This is a genomic window from Xaviernesmea oryzae (assembly GCF_900109605.1).
GTDB lineage: Bacteria > Pseudomonadota > Alphaproteobacteria > Rhizobiales > Rhizobiaceae > Xaviernesmea > Xaviernesmea oryzae.
On the sequence record NZ_FOAM01000013.1, the window covers coordinates 144099 to 162459 of the forward strand.

At 62.6% G+C, this 18361-nt stretch carries 19 protein-coding genes; 3 read left to right on the forward strand and 16 right to left on the reverse strand.

Features of this window, described 5'->3' with window-relative positions; translation table 11 throughout:
- Positions 1–145 precede the first annotated feature (145 nt).
- Positions 146–724: a tyrosine phosphatase family protein gene (locus tag BMX61_RS16835; RefSeq protein WP_075629273.1), complete on the reverse strand. Its 579-nt coding sequence runs from the start codon at positions 722–724 to the stop codon at positions 146–148.
- 113 nt (positions 725–837) lie between these two features.
- Positions 838–1737: a hydrogen peroxide-inducible genes activator gene (locus BMX61_RS16840; RefSeq protein WP_075629272.1), complete on the reverse strand. Its 900-nt coding sequence runs from the start codon at positions 1735–1737 to the stop codon at positions 838–840.
- Positions 1738–1922: 185 nt separating this feature from the next.
- On the opposite strand from BMX61_RS16840, the gene katA reads away from it, so the two are divergent.
- Positions 1923–3419 carry a catalase KatA gene (katA, locus tag BMX61_RS16845; protein ID WP_075629271.1) on the forward strand — a complete coding sequence of 499 codons (1497 nt, stop codon included), beginning with the start codon at positions 1923–1925 and terminating at the stop codon, positions 3417–3419.
- Positions 3420–3575: 156 nt separating this feature from the next.
- On the opposite strand, the gene BMX61_RS16850 is transcribed toward katA, so the two are convergent.
- Complete coding sequence (locus BMX61_RS16850; RefSeq protein WP_075629564.1) at positions 3576–4532, reverse strand: LysR substrate-binding domain-containing protein; 957 nt, start codon at positions 4530–4532, stop codon at positions 3576–3578.
- Positions 4533–4738: 206 nt separating this feature from the next.
- Here BMX61_RS16850 and BMX61_RS16855 point away from each other — a divergent pair, with 206 nt between their 5' ends.
- Positions 4739–5029 (forward strand): DUF1127 domain-containing protein, encoded by a 291-nt coding sequence (locus tag BMX61_RS16855; RefSeq protein WP_075629270.1) that lies wholly within the window; start codon positions 4739–4741, stop codon positions 5027–5029.
- 308 nt (positions 5030–5337) lie between these two features.
- Here the strand turns inward: BMX61_RS16855 and BMX61_RS16860 are convergent, their stop codons facing one another.
- The 8 genes from BMX61_RS16860 to BMX61_RS16895 form a co-directional block, all read right to left on the reverse strand.
- Positions 5338–6186 (reverse strand): DUF937 domain-containing protein, encoded by an 849-nt coding sequence (locus tag BMX61_RS16860; protein WP_075629269.1) that lies wholly within the window; start codon positions 6184–6186, stop codon positions 5338–5340.
- A gap of 126 nt (positions 6187–6312) precedes the next feature.
- On the reverse strand, positions 6313–7686 hold the full coding sequence (locus tag BMX61_RS16865) for a glutamate--cysteine ligase (protein WP_075629268.1): 1374 nt from the start codon (positions 7684–7686) through the stop codon (positions 6313–6315).
- A 243-nt stretch (positions 7687–7929) separates the two neighbouring features.
- Positions 7930–8667, reverse strand: coding sequence for a 16S rRNA (uracil(1498)-N(3))-methyltransferase (locus BMX61_RS16870; protein WP_075629267.1), 738 nt, complete (start codon positions 8665–8667; stop codon positions 7930–7932).
- A 112-nt stretch (positions 8668–8779) separates the two neighbouring features.
- The gene (locus tag BMX61_RS16875; protein WP_075629266.1) at positions 8780–10282 is read right to left on the reverse strand and encodes an inorganic phosphate transporter; all 1503 of its coding nucleotides are present in this window, start codon (positions 10280–10282) and stop codon (positions 8780–8782) included.
- A 463-nt stretch (positions 10283–10745) separates the two neighbouring features.
- Positions 10746–11255: an NUDIX hydrolase gene (locus BMX61_RS16880; RefSeq protein WP_092742863.1), complete on the reverse strand. Its 510-nt coding sequence runs from the start codon at positions 11253–11255 to the stop codon at positions 10746–10748.
- 631 nt (positions 11256–11886) lie between these two features.
- The gene (locus tag BMX61_RS16885; RefSeq protein WP_075629265.1) at positions 11887–12558 is read right to left on the reverse strand and encodes an outer membrane protein; all 672 of its coding nucleotides are present in this window, start codon (positions 12556–12558) and stop codon (positions 11887–11889) included.
- Positions 12559–12856: 298 nt separating this feature from the next.
- A complete protein-coding gene (locus BMX61_RS16890; RefSeq protein WP_075629264.1) occupies positions 12857–13552 on the reverse strand; it encodes a L,D-transpeptidase in 696 nt (231 codons plus the stop codon).
- A gap of 392 nt (positions 13553–13944) precedes the next feature.
- Positions 13945–14673, reverse strand: a complete 729-nt coding sequence (locus tag BMX61_RS16895; RefSeq protein WP_075629562.1) for a L,D-transpeptidase — start codon at positions 14671–14673, stop codon at positions 13945–13947.
- A 371-nt stretch (positions 14674–15044) separates the two neighbouring features.
- Here BMX61_RS16895 and BMX61_RS16900 point away from each other — a divergent pair, with 371 nt between their 5' ends.
- A complete protein-coding gene (locus BMX61_RS16900) occupies positions 15045–15683 on the forward strand; it encodes a DNA-3-methyladenine glycosylase I (protein ID WP_075629263.1) in 639 nt (212 codons plus the stop codon).
- Positions 15684–15799: 116 nt separating this feature from the next.
- On the opposite strand, the gene copM is transcribed toward BMX61_RS16900, so the two are convergent.
- The 5 genes from copM to relB form a co-directional block, all read right to left on the reverse strand.
- On the reverse strand, positions 15800–16189 hold the full coding sequence (copM, locus tag BMX61_RS16905) for a CopM family metallochaperone (protein ID WP_075629561.1): 390 nt from the start codon (positions 16187–16189) through the stop codon (positions 15800–15802).
- A gap of 147 nt (positions 16190–16336) precedes the next feature.
- Entirely contained in the window at positions 16337–16792 is a 456-nt protein-coding gene (locus BMX61_RS16910; protein ID WP_139198952.1) for a hypothetical protein, read from the reverse strand.
- A 104-nt stretch (positions 16793–16896) separates the two neighbouring features.
- Entirely contained in the window at positions 16897–17676 is a 780-nt protein-coding gene (locus BMX61_RS16915; protein ID WP_075629261.1) for a hypothetical protein, read from the reverse strand.
- Positions 17677–17784: 108 nt separating this feature from the next.
- Complete coding sequence (locus BMX61_RS16920) at positions 17785–18054, reverse strand: type II toxin-antitoxin system RelE family toxin (protein ID WP_075629260.1); 270 nt, start codon at positions 18052–18054, stop codon at positions 17785–17787.
- Positions 18038–18265, reverse strand: coding sequence for a type II toxin-antitoxin system RelB family antitoxin (relB, locus tag BMX61_RS16925; protein ID WP_210186289.1), 228 nt, complete (start codon positions 18263–18265; stop codon positions 18038–18040). Before relB ends, BMX61_RS16920 begins: the two co-directional genes overlap by 17 nt.
- Between the last annotated feature and the right edge of the window lie 96 nt (positions 18266–18361).

Consider the following 18361-nt stretch of genomic DNA (forward strand, 5'->3'; position numbering starts at 1 on the left):
GGCAATCCGAAGAGGGTTCGAAGAAGCTCCTGGCGCGCGATGTGGCAATGGTCTCCTCTCCCCATCGGGGAGAGGGTAGTGTGAGGGGGCTCTCGCTGCTGATCTTCAAGATCGCATCGCGATAGCGACGTCTGAAAACGACGCGTTAAAGCGCCATCTCGACTTCGCGGCTCCGGCCGAGGCTCGAAATCCAGTCGGTGTATTCCGGCTTCAGCTTGATCTGCACGCCATAATGCCGGCGCAGAGCCTCTGTCAGGCGGCCCTTGCGGCCGAGCGCCTCGTCGGCCATGGCGATCATGACCGAATTCGGCCAGGCCTGCGGGCGGATTTCGCGCAGGCGGGCAAAGAGCGCATCCTCGTCAGTGTCCGGATCCGCCTGGGCCATCAGCGTGGTCATCGCGGCGGTGGAGCGCGAAACGCCCATATGGCAATGCACCAGCAGATGGCCGTCCACGCGGCTGTCCTTATCAGCCAGCAGCCCTTCGCCGAAAGCCAGGATATCGGCGACATCCTTTTCCTGCGGCATGATCATGCCCGGCGCGGGATCGATGATGTCATGGAAGCGCAGGATCACGCGGTGATGCGGATCGAAGACCGAGAAGGTCTCGATCTCAGGCAATTCGGGATCGACGATCGAGAGCACATGGCTGACGCGCGCCTGCGCCTTGGTAGCGAGCTCTTCGATACCGCAAATGGTCAGAAGCGAGATGGCGAGGCTTTGCATCGGTCAATCCTTAGGAGCTGAGACGGAAGGCTGTAGCTGGATGCCTTCCTATAGGAGAGTCGTGTGACAGGGGAAACCCGTTTGCGGTCGCTCCATCCCGCTGTTCTTTGCCGTCAGCCCTGCAGCAAGGGCTGAACGCATGTCGTGATGACGGCGGCCAGAGCATCGATGTCCTGCGGCCGGCCATGGCTGGCGCGAAAGATCAGGCCCAGTTCGCGCGCCGGGCCAGGATGTGCGAAAGGCATGACGCGGATCGCATTGCGCGCCGTTTCCGCGGAGACCGCGATCTCGGGGATCAACGTCACGCCCATATTGTGCGCGACCATCTGCAGCAGTGTCGCCATGGAGGTGGCACCGAAATCGACCAGGCTGCGCTTGCCAGTGCCGCAGACGGCGAGCGCCTGGTCGCGCAGGCAATGACCCTCTTCCAGCAGCAGCAGCCTGTCGACATCGAGTTCCCCTTGCGTCATCGGCGAGACGAGAAAACGCGCCTCCTCCTGTGCGACGGCCATGAAAAAGCGGTCGCGGAAGAGCGGGCGAGTTTTCAGGCCCGGCTCGTCGATGGGAAGCGCGGCGATCACGCTGTCCAGCCGCCCTTCGCGCAGAGCCTGGAGCAGGCGGTCGGTCAGCGTCTCCTTCAGCTCCACATGCAGGGCTGGATAGGCGCGCTGGAGATCCGGCAGCAGGCGCGGCACGAGATAAGGCGCGACGGTCGGGATAATTCCGAGCCGCAAGGTGCCCTCAAGCGGCGCGCTGCGGCTTTCCCCCACCTGTTTCAGCCCATCCACCTCGGCCAGAATGCGCCGCACACGGATCAGGGCATCCTGGCCTGCCGCCGTAACGAGCACGCCGCTGCGCCCCCGCTCCACCAGCCGGACACCCAGATGTCGTTCCATTTCCATGATCTGCGCGGACAGCGCCGGCTGGCTGATGTTGGCCGCCGCCGCCGCCCGGCCGAAATGGCCTGTGGTTGCAAGAGCTTCGAAATACCGCATCTGACGTAGGGTAATCATGATCGGAAAAACTAATCGCCGGCCCTAAAAAATACAATTGGAAACTATGAAACTTTGGTGCGAGACCTGTCTTGCCTGTGGGCGAGCGGGATCCGGTCATGGAGCCTGCATACGCGAAAACAGGCCCGGCTGCGAAAGGGTGGCTGGCTGACCGAGATCCACGGAACTTTCCAAGGAGGACTCCCATGAGCGATCGTCCGACCATGACGACCACGGCTGGCGCGCCGGTGCCGGATAACCAGAATTCGCTGACCGCGGGTCCGCGCGGCGGCATCATGCTGCAGGATTACCAGCTCATCGAGAAGCTGGCGCATCAGAACCGCGAGCGCATTCCCGAGCGCGTCGTCCATGCCAAGGGCTGGGGCGCTTTCGGCACGCTGACGATCACAGGCGATATCTCCAAATACACCAAGGCCAAGTGTCTGCAGCCTGGGGCCTCCACCCCGATGCTGGCGCGTTTTTCCACCGTCGCCGGCGAGCAGGGCGCGGCCGACCATGAGCGCGACGTGCGCGGCTTCGCGCTGAAGTTCTACACCGAGGACGGCAACTGGGATCTGGTCGGCAACAATACGCCGGTCTTCTTTGTGCGCGATCCCTACAAGTTCCCGGACTTCATCCACACGCAGAAGCGCCACCCGAAGACCAATCTGCGCTCGGCCACCGCCATGTGGGATTTCTGGTCGCTGTCGCCGGAGAGCCTGCATCAGGTGACCATCCTGATGTCGGATCGCGGCCTGCCGCAGACGCCGATGCACATGAACGGCTACGGCTCGCATACCTTCTCCTTCTGGAACGATGCGGGTGAGCGCTACTGGGTGAAGTTCCACTTCAAGACCCAGCAGGGCCACAAGCACTTCACCAATGAGGAAGGCGAGGCGATCATCGGCAAGACCCGCGAGGGCTACCAGGAGGCGCTGTTCGGCACCATCGAGGCCGGTGAATTCCCGCGCTGGACCGTGCAGGTGCAGATCATGCCTGAGCTCGACGCCGACAAGACGCCCTACAACCCCTTCGACCTGACCAAGGTCTGGCCGCATTCGGACTATCCGCCGATCGACATCGGCGTGATGGAGCTCAACCGCAACGCGGAAAACTATTTCGCCGAGATCGAGAACGCCGCCTTCTCGCCCTCCAACATCGTGCCGGGCATCGCCTATTCGCCTGACAAGATGCTGCAGGCCCGCGTCTTCTCCTATGCCGATGCGCATCGCCACCGGCTTGGCACGCATTACGAGAACATCCCGGTCAATCAGCCGCGCTGCCCGGTTCATCACTATCACCGCGATGGCCAGATGAACACCTATGGCGGTATCCGCACCGGCAATCCGGACGCCTATTACGAGCCGAACAGCTTCAACGGCCCGGTTGAAAACAAGACCGCGCAGGAGCCGCCGCTGCGGATTTCAGGCGACATGTCGCGCTTCAACCACCGCGAAGGCAATGACGATTACGGGCAGCCGCGTGCGCTGTTCAACCTGTTCGACGACGGGCAGAAGGCGCGGCTGTTCTCCAACATCGCCGCTGCGATGGGTGGCGTGCCGGGCGAGATCATCGAGCGCCAGCTCGCGCATTTCAAGCTGGTGCATCCGGATTATGAGGCCGGCGTGCGCGCGGCGCTGGAAAGCGCTCACGGCTACAAGGCCGACACGATCAGCGCCGACAAGCCGCAGGCGGCCGAATAAGCAAGTCTGCGCGGCTTCGGCCGCATAGCATCTTCGCAGAAGAAAAGCCGGTCTTCTCGCGTGACCTGACCCTCGAAGGTTGATGTCCAACTTTCGGGGCTCAGGTCACGGGCGAAGGCCGGCTTTCTCGTTTTATGGATGGTGTGAGCGGCGGGGCTACCAGGTTGCCTGCAGGGCCGCCTGGCCGTTGCGTCCGCGCGGGGGTCTCGTCGTCAACTTGATCTCGCCGTCCAGCTCGTCGGTCAGGCTTGCGGGAGTCATATTGTCGAGGCAAGCGACGATGTGGTTGCTGATCGCATTGGAAAGCGACGGCGACAGGCCGGGGCGCTTCATGATGCCGATCTGAACCGGGGGCAGGGGCGGGAAGCCTTCCGCCTGGCTCAGCACCTTCATTCCCGGCCGCAGCGCCGATTCCGGCAGGACCGAGACCGCCATGCCCGCCATAACGGCCGAGGCGACCACGGTGGACGACCAACTGGTGAACAGGATCTGATAATCGCGGCCGATCGCGTCGAGGGCTGCCGAAGCCAGCTGCCGCCAGCAGCAATCCCGGCGGCCGACGGCCAGTGGCACGGCCGCATCCTCAGACAGCGGATGGTTGGCGGAGGCGACCCAGCAGAGCGGCTCGGTGCGCACCACATCCGATTGGCGCTCGCGCGGATTATGGGTGACCAGTGCAATATCGAGTTCGCCGCGTGCCATGCGCTCCGTCAGGCTGGCGGAGGGTTCGCAGACGATGAAGAGCTCGACATTCGGATGCGTCTTGGCGAAGCGCATGATGATCTCGGGCATGTAGCGATCGGCATAATCATCCGGTGTGCCGATCCGTAGTGTGCCCTCCAGGCGGTTGTCGTCAAAGGAGGCGATCGCTTCATTGTTCAGCCGGATCATCCGCCGCGCAAAATTGAGGAGCTTTTCGCCTTCCGCCGTCAGCCGGTTGCCGCGGCCATCCTTGGCGAAAAGCTGCTTGCCGATCCGATCTTCCAGCCGACGCATCTGCATGGAGACGGCCGATTGCGTCTTGAACACCCGGTCAGCCGCCTTGGTGAAGCTCCCGGTATCGGCAATGGCAACGAAGGTATGCAGCTGATCGATATCGAGCGGCGCGGCCATGACAGGCTCCATGAAAGAGTTTGATGAATATCATTAGAAACATTCGTTGGACTGATCAATAGCAATCCGGGATAGTGATCCTGTCACAGACATTCTGCGGCCTTCAGCGGAAGGCCCCGGGATTTCCAATCCTCTAACGCCCTTGCGGCCGGAAGCATGCGTTTCCGGTTGTCGATATTCTGCGCCGTGATGACAGGAGACAAGCCATGAGCGCGACCGAAACCCATTTCGACCATCCTCACGCCAAGGGACGGTTTGGCCTCCCGCTTCGTGGACTGTCGACGATGGTCATGGCGCTCATCCGTCTGGTGCGAAACCGCAGAACGTTGAACCGCCTGCACGACCTTAATGACAGCCAGCTCGCCGATATCGGTATCAGCAGGCGAGATCTGTCGATGGCGGCAACCTCGGCCTTTTTTGAAGACCCGACCCAGCATCTCAGCCAGGCTGCCAGGCGGCGGGCTCGCGACAGGTTCGTCCGCGTCGAGGGCCTGTAATCCGCTGGCGAGCGACCGGCTTCGGGAACAGTCTTGCCAACCAACAGTTGGAGGCACGGCCGTTCAAGCAGATTTCGCCGACGTCTTCGGCGATGACAGATTGACCTTCAGCCGCAGCGGGGCTGTGCGCCAGGTCTGACGACTTCCCCGCGGGGCCCTTGAAGCCGAGAGCCCCGCCTTTGACCCGGCCAAGCGGTCCCTCGACCGCTTTGCCGGGCTTTTTTTGGCCGCAGGCTTGCCCAAGGATGCTGCGGCCTTCCAAACCAGGCTTGTGCTTTTTCGTGTGGTCCAGAGATCCTGCGGCCAGCCTATTCGGCGCGGCGACCGCCATAGGTTGCGAAGATCTGGTCGACCGCCTTGCCATATTCCTTCTGCATGTCCAGTCCGCTTTCGAACAGGGTGTTGACCATCTGGCGGAAGGGATTGACGGGCGCTTCGGGCTGCGGCTCGGGCGCAGGTGCGGGTTCAGCCTTGGGCATGCCCACGGTCATCATCTGCTGGAAAGCCTTGAAGAAGGGATTGGCGGCAAAAAGATCCGGTTCGGCTTCCGGCTTTTGCGGCTGCGCGCCCTGCGTCAATGCGGCGAAATAGGCCTGCATGGCCTGGGTGAACGGTGTTTCGAATGGCATGCGCGGCGGCGGCTCGGGCTTACGCATCAGGCCGGTCGCCTCCATCCACGGGCGCATCATCGCCGCGAAGGGCGAGGTCTCGAAGGCCGAAGCACCGGAATTGATCTGCCCGCTGGTCTGCTTGAAGAGGCCACCCATCAACGCATTGGCGAAGACCGGCATCATCTGGCGCATTACATCCTGCGTGATGCCGGTAACCTGGGCGGCCTGCGCCGCAACGGCACGCGCAACATCCGTCGAGCCGAAGATCCGCTCCAGCGCCGCTGTGCCGTCATCCAGCCCGCGTGGGGTGAAGGCCTTCGTCATATCCTCGAAATACTGGGCATAGCTGCGCGTCGCCATGGCCTGCATCAGCGCGCCGAAATCATAGGGGCTTGCCGCGTTCTGCTTCAGCCCCATGGAGAAGGCCGGAACCAGCGCGGCGGTGGCCTTGACCATTTCCGCCTGCGCAAGCCCGAATTGGCGGGCCATCACGTCGATCGCATGGCCGTTCTGGGCCTGCAGCATCATGTCGAACAGCGGCAGCATCAGGCGCAATTCCTTCTCATTGAGACGTGGTGCTCTGCAATATAGCGCCAAAGTCTGAATGGAAAACAGCGCATTCGCCGCAGGACGTTTCGCCGTCAGCTTTTGCCGGATTTTCGTCAGGTTCGCCTAATATTGAAACTCTTCGAAGACGGGCTCGACCGACTGGTCCCAGCGGCTGTGGTAAAGGTTCAACATCTCCTCCGCCATGGTCGAGCGGCGGGCGACCACCTCGTCGAGCGGCGCCAGGAAATGCGTCTCGTCCAGACCTTCGGCATTCAGCCTTGCCCGGGCCTTCAGGCCCTGGCGCGAGATGGCCAGCGCCTCGCGCGCGAGATCGAGCATGGACAGGCCGTTGACCTCGGTCTTCAGTGCACGCGACGGCACCTGATCGCGCATGGTGATCACATCGCCATAGCTTAAGCGGCGCGTGAGATCCTCAGCCGCCGCAAGCGCTTCCTCGTCATAGAGCAGGCCGACCCAGAAGGCCGGCAGGGCGCAGATGCGCCGCCACGGCCCGCCATCGGCGCCGCGCATTTCCAGGAAGCGCTTCAGCCGCACATCGGGAAACAGGGTGGACAAATGGTTGGTCCAGTCGCCAAGCGTCGGCTCCCACGCGGCAATCTCGCCCTTCAACGCGCCGTTCATGAACTGGCGGAAGGTGATATGCGTGCAATCATGGTAGCGCTCGTCGCGCACCACGAAATACATGGGCACGTCGAGCGCCCATTCGACATAGTCGGCATAGCCGAAATCGGGGCGGAAGGCGGCAGGCAGAATGCCGCCACGCTGGTTGTCGGTGTCGCGCCAGATCTCGCCGCGCCAGGAGAGCAGGCCGTTCGGCCGCCCCTCGGTGAAGGGTGAGGCGGCAAAGAGCGCGGTCGCCAGAGGCTGCAGCTTCAGCGAGACCTGCATCTTGCGGCGCATGTCCTCTTCGCTGGAAAAGTCGAGATTCACCTGGATGGTGCAGGTGCGATACATCATGTCCAGCCCGTGGCTGCCAACCTTCGGCATATAACGGGTCATGATGTCGTAGCGCGATTTCGGCATGCGCGGCGTTTCGTCGAAGCGCCATTTCGGGCTGCCGCCCATGCCGAGGAAGCCGATCCCGAGCGGATCGGCAATGGCCTTGAGGTCGGCCAGATGCCGGTTGGATTCGCGGCATGTCTCATGCAGCGTTTCGAGTGGCGCGCCGGACAGTTCGAACTGACCGCCCGGCTCCAGCGAGATCGCTCCGCGCCCTTCCGGGCCGGACAGACCGATGATCGCCGGCCCGTCCATGATCGGCTCCCAGCCCGTCTTCTCGCCCAGGCCCTTCAGCAACGCGGAAATGCTGGCCTCGCCCTCATAGGGGACCGGCGTATGATCCGCCTTGAAGAAAACGAATTTCTCATGCTCCGTGCCGATGCGGAACGCATCCTTCGGCTTGGCGCCGCCGGCCAGATAGTCGGTCAGGTCCGCAAGGGACGAAATCGGCGTGAAGTCGGTGGTATCTCGGGCCATGTGGGTCTCTTCCGAAAGCCGGGAACACGGGTGCTGCCTGCCTCAGGCGCGCCGGGTGAGGTTGTCTGACATTTCGGGCGCACATTAAGCAAGTGAATTTCTTTCATGCTCGCCCGACCCGGCCGCTATGCCGGTCTATCGATCTGGAAAGGTTTGTTTTCGCTCGATTTCTGATGCACGATGTCCAGCTGTACGAAGAGCGAAATCTGCGTCGGCATCACCCTCCTCGGCCACGCCAAGGCCTTATCCCCAGTCGCCGATGGTGGCCTGGATCACGGCCAGCGCCGCCACCGCCGCGGTGTCGGCACGCAGGATCCGGGGGCCGAGCGGAATGGCCGTAACGAAGGGCAGGGCGTGCAGCATCCGCCGCTCTTCCTCCGAAAAGCCACCCTCCGGGCCGACCAGCAGCGCCAGCGACCGCTCCTCGATGGTGCGCAGCAAGGGCAGAGGATTGTCGCCGGCAGCGCCCTCATCGCAGAAGATCAGCCGGCGTCCGGGCTCCCAGGTCTGAAGCAGGGCGTCGAGCCGCACGGGCTCGTCAACACTTGGCACTGCAAGGATACCGCATTGCTCGGCCGCCTCCGTCACATTGGCGCGCACGCGCTCCAGGCTGGTGATGCGCCCCTGCACATGCTGCGTCATGACGGGCCGTAGCCGCCCGGCGCCCATTTCCACGACCTTTTGGACGAGATAATCCAGCCGTCCGGTCTTCAGCGGCGCGAAGAGATAGTGAAGATCGGCCGCGTCAGGCTGCGGCCGGGTCTGCTCGATAGCGATGAGCTGCAACCGCTTGCGCGTCGGAAAGGCAAGCCGCATCCGCCATTCGCCATCTCGCCCGTTGAAGACCAGCACCTCGGCGCCTTCGGCCAGCCGCAGCACATTGGCGAGATAGTTGAACTGGTCGCCATTGGCCTCGAAAGCCGCATCCTGATGAAGGGCCGCCTCGACGAACAGGCGCTGCATGCGAAAATTGGCTCTCATGAACACGATCCTGGGGACAAGCGATAGGCTCTTTGCCGAGTGAACGGGAGGGACTGCCGTCCCTGGTGCGGCAAGGCTTCGGCTCCTCGCCACGCCCTTGTCAATTTGGTTTTCAGAAGACGGCCCTGAAGACCAGATAGAGCAGAGCGGCCAACAGGCCGGAGGCCGGCACGGTCACCACCCAGGCGGCCGCCATGGTCATGAAGTGCGACCGGCGCACCAGCCGGCGGCGCTGCGTCTCGTCAGGCCCTGGCTCGTCGCGCTGGCGAAACTCGCTCTGCCCGGTCTTGCGGCGCACAAATTCCACGCGCAGCTGCGAATTGCGGGTGAACCATTCGCGGAAGAACCCGATGCCGAAGACCGCGCCGACGGCCGTATGCGTGGTGCTCACGGGGATGCGGATCGCGACCGCCAGCAGCACCGTCAGCGCGGTTGCGAGCGCCACGCAGAAAGCGCGCATCGGGTTGAGCTTGGTGATGCCGACGCCGACGACATAGATGAGCTTCGGCCCATAAAGCGACAGGCCAAGCGAAATGCCGAGCGCACCGATCAGTGTCACCCAGAGCGGAACGACCGTATAAGGCTCCGGCAGGAATCCGGCACTGGCGGACACGATGGCCGAAAGCGGCCCGATGGCGTTGGAGACGTCATTGGCGCCATGCGCGAAGGACAAAAGCGCGGCAGACAGGATCAGCGGCACGCGAAACAGCCGGCGCAGCGCCTGCTTGTTGTCATCCAGGGTCATTGCTTCCTGGCGGATGCGCCCGGCAAAGAGGAGATAGGTGGCCAGGCCCGTCGTGAGACCGGCGGCCAACCCATAGGAGGCCGGTACCCGCGCCACCCTGTCCATGCAGATCAGCGCGAAATAGACGGTGAAGGTGCCGATCATGAGGGCGATGACGATCGGGATCCAGAAGCCGGCGGCTGCCATCCGGTCCTCGCGGTAGAACACCTTGATCTTCATAAAGGCGAGAAGCAGGGCGGCAATCCCCCCGCCAAGAAAGGGGGTGACGACCCAGCTTGCCGTGATCGAGGCGAGCGACACCCAGTTGACGGTGCCGAACCCGGCTGCGGCTATGCCCGCGCCGAGAATGCCGCCGACGACCGAATGGGTGGTGGAGATTGCCGCGCTCGACCAGGTGGCGATATTGACGCAGATGGCTGCCGAGGTCAGCGCCGCCATCATTACCCAGATGAAGGTGTCGCGGCTCGGCATGTCGTTCATATGGACGATGCCGCTTTCGATGGTGGAGGTGATGCGCCCTCCGGCAAAGACGGCGCCGGCGATTTCGAAGACGGCGGCGATCATCAGCGCGGTACGCATGGAAATCGCCTTGGCGCCAACGGCTGCGCCGACATTGTTGGTCACGTCATTGGCGCCGATATTCATGGCCATGTAGGCGGCCATGGCGGCGGCGGCGATGATGATGCCCGTGCCCGGCTGACCCGCCGTGTAGCTATAGGCGAACAGCGCGCTGATCAGCAGGAAGACGGCGGCAAAGCCGATCCAGGTCGACGACCGGCGCACATGATAGACCGCCTGCTCGGCAAGCATCAGCTTGTCCAGCTCTTTATCGAGTGTCGGCTTTTCCAATACCGGCGCGTGTTTGCCCACGGGCGGGGTCTCCCAATCTCACAAGGTCTTCCCGTCCGCGTCAGGCAGCACGGCGGGGCCGGTCACAATCTTCGAACGCCGCCCATGTCGACCGTTCGTCTTCGGGCAGGACACAGTCTATTGCGGCATGATGCCAAGACAGAACGACGAATGCATGTTCGCGCCGCAGCAGCCGAGCGCGCCATCTCCATCTCGCCAGCGTGAAGCATAAGCCACCCATGCGCGCAAGCGCCTCGGGATCAGCCCTCTTGGCTGAGCACCGGGCGCGGTTTCACACCCATCACAAGCATGCGCAAAGGCCTCGCACCGTCTTGGCCGGACGATCCACCCGGAAAAAGGAGCTGCGTGGGATAGCGAATGACATTGCAGGATGCGGGGGGAGGGGCTTGCCCGGATGACGCCGACTGCGGCCTACGCAGTCAGCGAGAGGATCAAGAGAGGTGCGAACCGCTGACGAGAACCGTCAGGCCGAAAGACCTGTTGCCGCACCTTGATGCATCGTTGCCGTCAGCTCCTTGTCGAACTGTTCGATCAAGGCTTTCAGGCCCGGTTCCGCCACGCGGGCTGCGGCCTCTGCAAAGGACACCCAGTCCAGCTTGCGGCTGCCCCGCTCGGGAAAATGCTTCAACATATCGGTGACGACAAGCGGATAGACCTGGACACGGCAGGGTACTTTCAGCCCGCCATTCATGCCCTTCTCATACATGTAGGAGCCCGCCATCTCTTCACTGACGATGCCCTTCACGCCGGCTTCCTCATAGGCTTCGCGCGCGGCGGCCTGTGCGGAGGTCTTGCCTTCCATCGGCCATCCCTTGGGGATGACCCAGCGGCCGGTATCGCGGCTGGTGATGACGAGCATCTCCGGCTCGCCCGTCTTCTTATGGAACCGATAGCACAAGGCGGCACACTGCATTCGCGCGGGGCGGCGGAACATCAACAGCATATCGCTGGCCAACCGGTTGAAGATCGTCAATTGTTTCGTCCTTCCGAAGTCGATGTCGGTCCTTCTCACGGGTGTCCGGCGGGGATAAGGTGATCTGCGCAGTGTCGCAGTATTTTCAGGTGAAGCGAAAGCTAAAGCAGCGATGCCCACGTTAGCCCTATATATAGGTATGCGTGGCGCCTTGCATAGAGGCAGGAGCGTCCTGACCGCATCCAAAAGCGTCACCGGCAGACTTTATCCGGAATTTTTCCACGCCGGAAAAAAATTAGCCGGATCAGGATGCCGATCGTTTTTCCAAGCCTCCATCGCCTGCCTCAGAGATTGCCAATTCGGGCAAAATTCTGTTGAAAATTTGTGCGTTAGCCTTTGCTAGCGCATGAGCTGCAAAAGGAAGCCGGCGAAAGAGTTTGCTGGCTTCGCTGAGGCCAATCGAAGGGCGGACTATAGAGTGGCGATGATCCCGGCGATCCTCTAGAGTATACTTGAGGTTGTTTAAAATTTACTCTTACAACTCTTATATAATTAACAGTCTATGCTTGAGCGAGACTTGCGAGGTGGCGTATTTTCGAGATTTTGAATGTAAAGAATAGAAAAAGTATTATAATATATTGAAGTTCCGATCGCCTTAATCCCGGCACCTTAAGGCTAAAGCTTTGTCTTTTCAGAAGTGAAGGCTGATGCCGAAATTGATGCCATGAGTGACGACATCTGTTTTCAGCGCCGCCCCGCTGTCGATATCGACATTTACCAGGGAATAATTCGCCTTGTATTCAGCGAAGGCCGACCAGCGCGCGGTGAACCTGTAGTCGATGCCGGCCTGGGCCTGAAGCGTCGCGCCGCCCAGCTGATAGTCGAAGCGGCGTCCGCTCGGCCGGGTCACCTCCACATGCGGAATATTGATGCCGGCGCCCAGACCAAGATAGGGCGTCCAGTCGCGGGCGGCGTCCTGAAATCGGTAGAAACCGTTCAATGTCAGCAGGTTGAGGCCATCGGTAAATTCCAGCCTTGTCCAGCCCCGCGTGCGCGCAAAGGTCTCGTCATTGGCATAGACCTTGGCATGGGCGTAATCCAGCGCGATGCCGGCCTCGGGCAGGCCGAGATCGGTCAGCCACCAAGTGCCCCGAAAGCCATAATAGGGCGGGCTCTTGAAGGAGCGGCCTTCCCAATCGGCCGAAAATCGCGTCCCATCGGATGTCTCGACCGTTCCGGGCGCTGCCCATTGCACGCCGCCATAGGTCGACAACACCATTTCGGCCTGTGCCGATGCGGCAAAGCTCGCACAGGCAAAGAGGCTCTGCAGGAGGAAGCAGGGCAGGCGAAGGGCGGAGAACATCGGCGACATCCATTCCAGGCGGCTTCAGATGGCCTAGAATCGACGTGTGACTGGTCTGTGACAGTTCCGGCGCGCGCAAGAGTGACGCTGGGAGCAGCGTCGCGAACGGATCGCGGGAAAGGGAAAACAACTCAAGGCTTTACAAGGCAAGGAAGGGGGCGCCGGCCTCCCGCACTGACGCACGGATTTGATGAAGGGATGACAATCCTGCAACATCGGCCAGCGGGGATCTGCCACGCAATCCCTCAAGCTGACCTGCCGGGGTGCTGTGCCCGGCAGGTCATCGCATCGGTTCGAATCAGCCGCCGAACAGGGTGCGCAGGATGTCGACCCCGCGATCGTCGTAGGAGACTTCGCCCTGCTTGTTGCCCGGACCGATGACGATCACTTTCGTGCCGACAGGGGCGCGGGCATAGAGATCGGTCACGTCCTCGTTCATCATGCGAATGCAGCCGGACGACATGTTGAGCCCGATCGTCCAGGGCTGGTTGGTGCCGTGAATGCGGAAGACGGTGTCTCGCCCGCCTTTATAGAGATAGAGCGCGCGTGCGCCGAGCGGATTGTCGATGCCGCCGGGCTGCACCTCGGGCAGGATATGGCCCTTCTTGCGCTCGCGTACGATCATCTCCGCCGGCGGACGCCAGCTCGGCCATTCCGCTTTGCGGCCGACTTGGACGACACCCGACCAGCCGAAGCCCTCGCGGCCAACGCCGATGCCATAACGCGTTGCGCGATTGCCGCCCTCGACCAGATACAGGAACTTGTTGTTGGTATCGACGATCACGGTGCCGGGAGCCTCGTCGGTGCGCAGGCGGACCTTGGTGCGCCAGAACTGGCGGGCCGGCTTACGATCCTGAACGGACACCTTGACGACGGCGCTGTGCGATGTCGCCGGGGTGCTGGCGGCAAGCGGCATGGCGGCAGAGCCAAGCGTTGGCAGAAGCAGGCCTGCCGTCAGGGCGATTGCGGCGGCGATCCGCTGGGGCATTCTCATTCTGTATCCTCTCCTCTCAATACGGGCTCTCGGAGCGCGGCGATCGCATCCGCTCGCTCTCCCTTCCTTTCGCGCGTTTCGTGTCAGCCGCACCCTGGCCTGTTTAAAGGTCGATCAGGTTGGAGCTGGGCGATGCCGAAACGCGGGGCATCCTCTCTCCTGCATGCCATCGTTGACTGCAATCCATCAGGTCTCGGGGTCGATACAGGTGGTCATGGCAAGATCGCTGCACATTCCGGAGCCACATGCCATGGAAACTCACATCCGCGCAGACCGGAATCCGAATAGATTACCGGCCTTGTGACGGGAAAGACACGGGTTTGAGCTTGCCGATGCACAAACAGGACAGGGGTGGGCGCGAAACGCACCATCCCGCGTGCCCCTCAGTCTTGCTATTGAACGATGACGCGCGTGCCGACTTTCACCCGTTCATAGAGATCGACGACATCCTCATTGCGCATGCGGATGCAGCCGGACGAGACGGCATAGCCGATGGTCCAGGGCGCGTTGGTGCCGTGAATGCGGTAGAGCGTCGAGCCGAGATACATCGCGCGAGCCCCGAGCGGATTTGCAGGGCCGCCTTCCATGGACGCTGGCAGATAATGGCCTCTGGCTGCTTCGCGACTGATCATCTCCCCCGGCGGATGCCAGTCCGGCCACTCGGCCTTGCGGGTGATGCGATGCGCGCCCGCCCATTCGAAGCCCGGCTTGCCCACCCCGACGCCATAGCGCCGCGCCTGGCCTGCGCTGGTGATCAGATAGAGAAAGCGGTTGTTGGTATCGATGATAATCGAACCCGGCTTTTCCTGGCTGTCATAGGCGACGACCTGCGGCAGAAATTGCGGATCGAGCCGTGAGGCCGGTGCTTGCGGTCGGGCGGCTATCACCTGCTGGGGGCGGACGCGGACCGGCGGCAGCGAAAAGGCAGCGCGCGGCGCCGGGGCCACCTTTCGGGCAGGCTGCTGGCTGGCGGCGGCCGGGGCATCAGGCGTTCCGCCCAGCTGCATCAGCCAGGGCGCGGTCAGGTCGGGGCTGACGATCACCGGCGGCCGGGTGCCATAGCGTTCCGCGCTATGAGCCGGCAGGATGGTCGCCGCAAGCAGCCCTGCCGTCAGCGCCATCTCCTTCAGCCGTCGTGCAGTGCGCTCGGTCTTCATGGGGTTGAAGGAGGTCAACGGCCCCTTGGCACGTTCTGGCAGAAACCTCGTCGTCATCTTGTCCTCGCCTCATGCGGATGGCAGGTCGATCCGGCCGCAACCGGCACGCACTCTGCTGTGACGGCCCGGCCGCCTATGACCGTAAGCCTCCCATTGCAAAACCCACCAAGAGGTAAACGGGTGGCGGCCCGTCCCCTTTTGATGCAGGCAAACCATGCGGTAAGGTTATCAACCGGTGTGGCGGCATGGTGCAGGTCCGGTTAAAAGGAGCATGAGGCTGTTAAGGCCTGATCGTGCCCGGCTGCATGGCAGGCTGGTTTGCAAGGGGAACATGGATGGATCAGGCGCTGGCGAGCGGGCTTTCACGCGGGACGGACGGCCAGGTGCGCTGCATCTGGCAGATGGATCTGCCCGATTACCGGCACTATCACGACGTCGAATGGGGCCGCCCGGTGTGGGATGATACGAGACTGTTTGAAAAGCTGTGCCTGGAAGGTTTTCAATCCGGCCTGTCCTGGCTCACCATCCTGCGCAAGCGCGAGGGCTTCCGCGCCGCCTTTGCCGGTTTCGATATCGACCGCGTCGCCGAATTCGGAGAGGACGACATCGCGCGCTGCCTGGCCGATGCCGGCATCGTACGCCATCGCGGCAAGATCGTTTCCACCATCAACAATGCCCGCCGCGCCCAGGCACTGCGCGCGGAATTCGGCTCGCTCGCCCGCTATCTCTGGCAGTTCGAGCCGAAGGAGGCCGAGCGGCCCGCCAGCGTGACCTATGAGGCGCTGATCGCCAATCCGAAGACGGAGGCCTCGATCCGCCTTTCCAAGGATCTGAAAAAGCGCGGCTGGACCTTTGTCGGCCCCACCACCGTCTATGCCTTCATGCAGGCCATGGGCATGGTCAACGATCACGTCGAGGGCTGCTGCTGCCGCGCCGAGGTCGAGACCGAGCGCGCTGCCTTTTTACGCCCCTGACAAGCGGGTCGCCTGCAGTACGGCCACCTGTCGGCCCGCGAGAGGGGGCGGCACGTCTGCCACGCGATGACAGGCATTCAACGGGATGGCGACAAAGCCGCCATCCCGCGCCGATGCTACTTGTCGTTCTTGGCGAGCCAGGCCTTCATTTCGGCGATTTCGGCTTCCTGCGCCTTGATCACCGCTTCGGCCAGCTTGCGGATTTCGGGGTCCTTGCCGTGTTCCAGCTCGATCCGGGCCATGGCGATGGCACCTTCATGATGCGGGATCATGCCGCGGACGAAATCGACGTCGGGCCGGCCGGTGTATTCGATGTCCATCTTCTTGTGCATGGCCATATTGGCCTGCTTGAAGGCCTGCGTCGACGGCGCGTCGCTGGCCGACATCGCCATGGAGGCGTGGCTTTTCATATCCTCGGCCGAAACGAGGGCCGTGCCGCCGGCGAGAAGGGCTGAGGCGATCAGGCTGGAGGCGACGAGGGTTTTCAGGGTGTGGGCTGCAGACATGGAATGTCCTTCCTTGAATTGGGAAATGGCCTTGAATTGGGAAATGGTCTGTCGATTGATCATGCTTGGGATGAAGCACGCGCGGCCGAGGACGCCCAGTTTCAAACGGGGTCGATGCACCGACCCATCCGCTTCTTGCTGGCAGGCTCAGATGCAGGTCGTCGTGGTGTGCAAGGCGACGCTGGCCGCGCCGTTGCGTTCAAGACGTGGCGGCGGTTGCGCAGGCGGAAGGCGATGATCGACGAGTCTCGCCAGATGCGCAGGCCAGGGCGCTGTCAGCGGCGCGGCGATCCGCCGGATCTGAACGCTCTCGGGCAGCACGGAGACGCAGGCGGCGCAGGCGGCCATCAGGCAATGCTTTGCGCAGCAAGGGCTGCCCGCGCAATCTCTCTCTTGGCAGTCGGGCTTCGCGCCGGCCTGCTCGGATCGAGCGACAGAAGCCACATCGGACGGCATGGCGTGGTGGTGCGGCGTCTGTACCTGAACGATACGGTTCCCGTCGTTTTCTCGTGAGGCCATGCTCGCCATCGGCATGCCGAGCGCCGGCATGGCCGAAAAGACCATCCAGGAAAGCATCATCAGGAGTGAAGCGAGGCGCACCATCCACAATCAGCTAGCGCGGCGGTCCGGGCAAATCAACGGCTCCTTCTCCTGCGCGGTCAAGCTGGACGGTCCAGCATCGCACCGGCGACATGCCGCGCCGGCGCTCACTCTTTTCGCGCAGGCGTACCGGGATCCTCGGCCGCAATCGCCCGATGGATGATCTCGATCTCGCGACCTTCCTCGCCAAAGGGGGCGACGGTCCATGCCCAGCTTCGAGATGCTGCCGGCGCCGGCTGGCCGAGCAGCAGGTCGAAATGTTCGAGCACCTGTCCCTGCCGATTGCGGACAGTGTAGTCGGTGTCCGTCAAAAGCAGCCGGCGGCAGGGCAGCATGGAAAGCCCCTGAAGATGGGCGGCGATGATGCCGGAAAGTGCGGCCTCGTCCACCGGCAGGTTGCGCGCCTCGAAACTCCGGCGCCGGCCGATCGGCATTTGCGAGAGGATATTGGCCGAGATCACCAGATCGAGCGTCGGCACCTGGCGCAGAAAGGCCAGCGGCTCGGCAGCACTGTTGACGCCCTCTTGATCGCCCGACAGATCGCGCGAAATCAGCTTGGCATTGCGAATGCCGTTCAGCGTCAGCCAGGCGCGTACGCTGGCGAGATGCACGAGATCGACCAGCACCACCGTATCGAAAGCGCGCGACAGGGTCTTGACCGGCACATCGCGCAGAAGACCGGAGCCGAGCACCACGACGGTGCGTCGCTGCTTGAGCGTGGCGACCATCTCCTCCACCGCCCGATGGCATTGCGCCTCGTGCGGCGCCCAATCCCTGGCGCAACGCCGCGCGCGCGCCCACAGCCGGATCGATCCGCCGATAAAGGGGCGGAAAGCCGCAGGGGTGAGGGCGGCGGTGGCCGCATAATTCAGGGCTTCGAGGATCATCAGACGGCGATAGAGGAAGGCGGCGGCGATTTCCAGAGTGTGGGGGCGGCCAAGCGCCTGCGGAACGGCCAGTTTTGCGCAAGTCGCACCGATAGGGAAGGCGTGCCGTTAGCGATAAATCTCGCGGCGGTGGCCGATCTCGATCACCAGCACCACGAGCTTATGATCGTAGATTTCGCAGATCACGCTGTAATCCCCGACACGATAGCGCCAATACCCTCCGCGCTCGGTGCCCTTCAGGGCAATGCCCAACTGGCGCGGGTTTTCGTGCGTGGCGAGACGATGCTCCAGAAAGCTTTTGATCCGTTTCTGGTGATCGGTAGGAAGCTTGCGGACGAACTTCTGTACAGGCTGATCATACTCAATCGTCCATGTCACCCCACATCTCCTGCGAACTGATCAGCTTACTTTCGCCGCTCTTGATCCGCGCCGTCGCCGCTTCCGCCAAAGCGACGTCGTGCAGGTCTTCCAAATGCTGTTCCAGCACCTCGATCATATAGCTGTCCGGCTCGGCGCCGGCTTCGGCCGCATGTTTGAGGATCAGGCGGTGCATCTCCTCGGGCATGCTGATGGTCACGCGCGTGTTCATGGCTTGGCCCTTTATCTCTGAAGGCTTCGAATATACCAGTCCCGGCGGGCCGCATCCAGCCTTCGCCCTTGCCGCTCCCGCCGCCATCCTCTAAGA

What these genes read in the sequence shown, in the direction of transcription:
- BMX61_RS16835 (WP_075629273.1), bottom strand. Translation starts at nt 724, where the DNA reads ATGCAAAGCCTCGCCATCTCGCTTCTGACCATTTGCGGTATCGAAGAG.
- BMX61_RS16840 (WP_075629272.1), bottom strand. Translation starts at nt 1,737, where the DNA reads ATGATTACCCTACGTCAGATGCGGTATTTCGAAGCTCTTGCAACCACA.
- katA (WP_075629271.1), top strand. Translation starts at nt 1,923, where the DNA reads ATGAGCGATCGTCCGACCATGACGACCACGGCTGGCGCGCCGGTGCCG.
- BMX61_RS16850 (WP_075629564.1), bottom strand. Translation starts at nt 4,532, where the DNA reads ATGGCCGCGCCGCTCGATATCGATCAGCTGCATACCTTCGTTGCCATT.
- BMX61_RS16855 (WP_075629270.1), top strand. Translation starts at nt 4,739, where the DNA reads ATGAGCGCGACCGAAACCCATTTCGACCATCCTCACGCCAAGGGACGG.
- BMX61_RS16860 (WP_075629269.1), bottom strand. Translation starts at nt 6,186, where the DNA reads ATGCTGCCGCTGTTCGACATGATGCTGCAGGCCCAGAACGGCCATGCG.
- BMX61_RS16865 (WP_075629268.1), bottom strand. Translation starts at nt 7,686, where the DNA reads ATGGCCCGAGATACCACCGACTTCACGCCGATTTCGTCCCTTGCGGAC.
- BMX61_RS16870 (WP_075629267.1), bottom strand. Translation starts at nt 8,667, where the DNA reads ATGAGAGCCAATTTTCGCATGCAGCGCCTGTTCGTCGAGGCGGCCCTT.
- BMX61_RS16885 (WP_075629265.1), bottom strand. Translation starts at nt 12,558, where the DNA reads ATGTTCTCCGCCCTTCGCCTGCCCTGCTTCCTCCTGCAGAGCCTCTTT.
- BMX61_RS16890 (WP_075629264.1), bottom strand. Translation starts at nt 13,552, where the DNA reads ATGAGAATGCCCCAGCGGATCGCCGCCGCAATCGCCCTGACGGCAGGC.
- BMX61_RS16895 (WP_075629562.1), bottom strand. Translation starts at nt 14,673, where the DNA reads ATGGCGCTGACGGCAGGGCTGCTTGCGGCGACCATCCTGCCGGCTCAT.
- BMX61_RS16900 (WP_075629263.1), top strand. Translation starts at nt 15,045, where the DNA reads ATGGATCAGGCGCTGGCGAGCGGGCTTTCACGCGGGACGGACGGCCAG.
- copM (WP_075629561.1), bottom strand. Translation starts at nt 16,189, where the DNA reads ATGTCTGCAGCCCACACCCTGAAAACCCTCGTCGCCTCCAGCCTGATC.
- BMX61_RS16910 (WP_139198952.1), bottom strand. Translation starts at nt 16,792, where the DNA reads ATGGTGCGCCTCGCTTCACTCCTGATGATGCTTTCCTGGATGGTCTTT.
- BMX61_RS16915 (WP_075629261.1), bottom strand. Translation starts at nt 17,676, where the DNA reads ATGATCCTCGAAGCCCTGAATTATGCGGCCACCGCCGCCCTCACCCCT.
- relB (WP_210186289.1), bottom strand. Translation starts at nt 18,265, where the DNA reads ATGAACACGCGCGTGACCATCAGCATGCCCGAGGAGATGCACCGCCTG.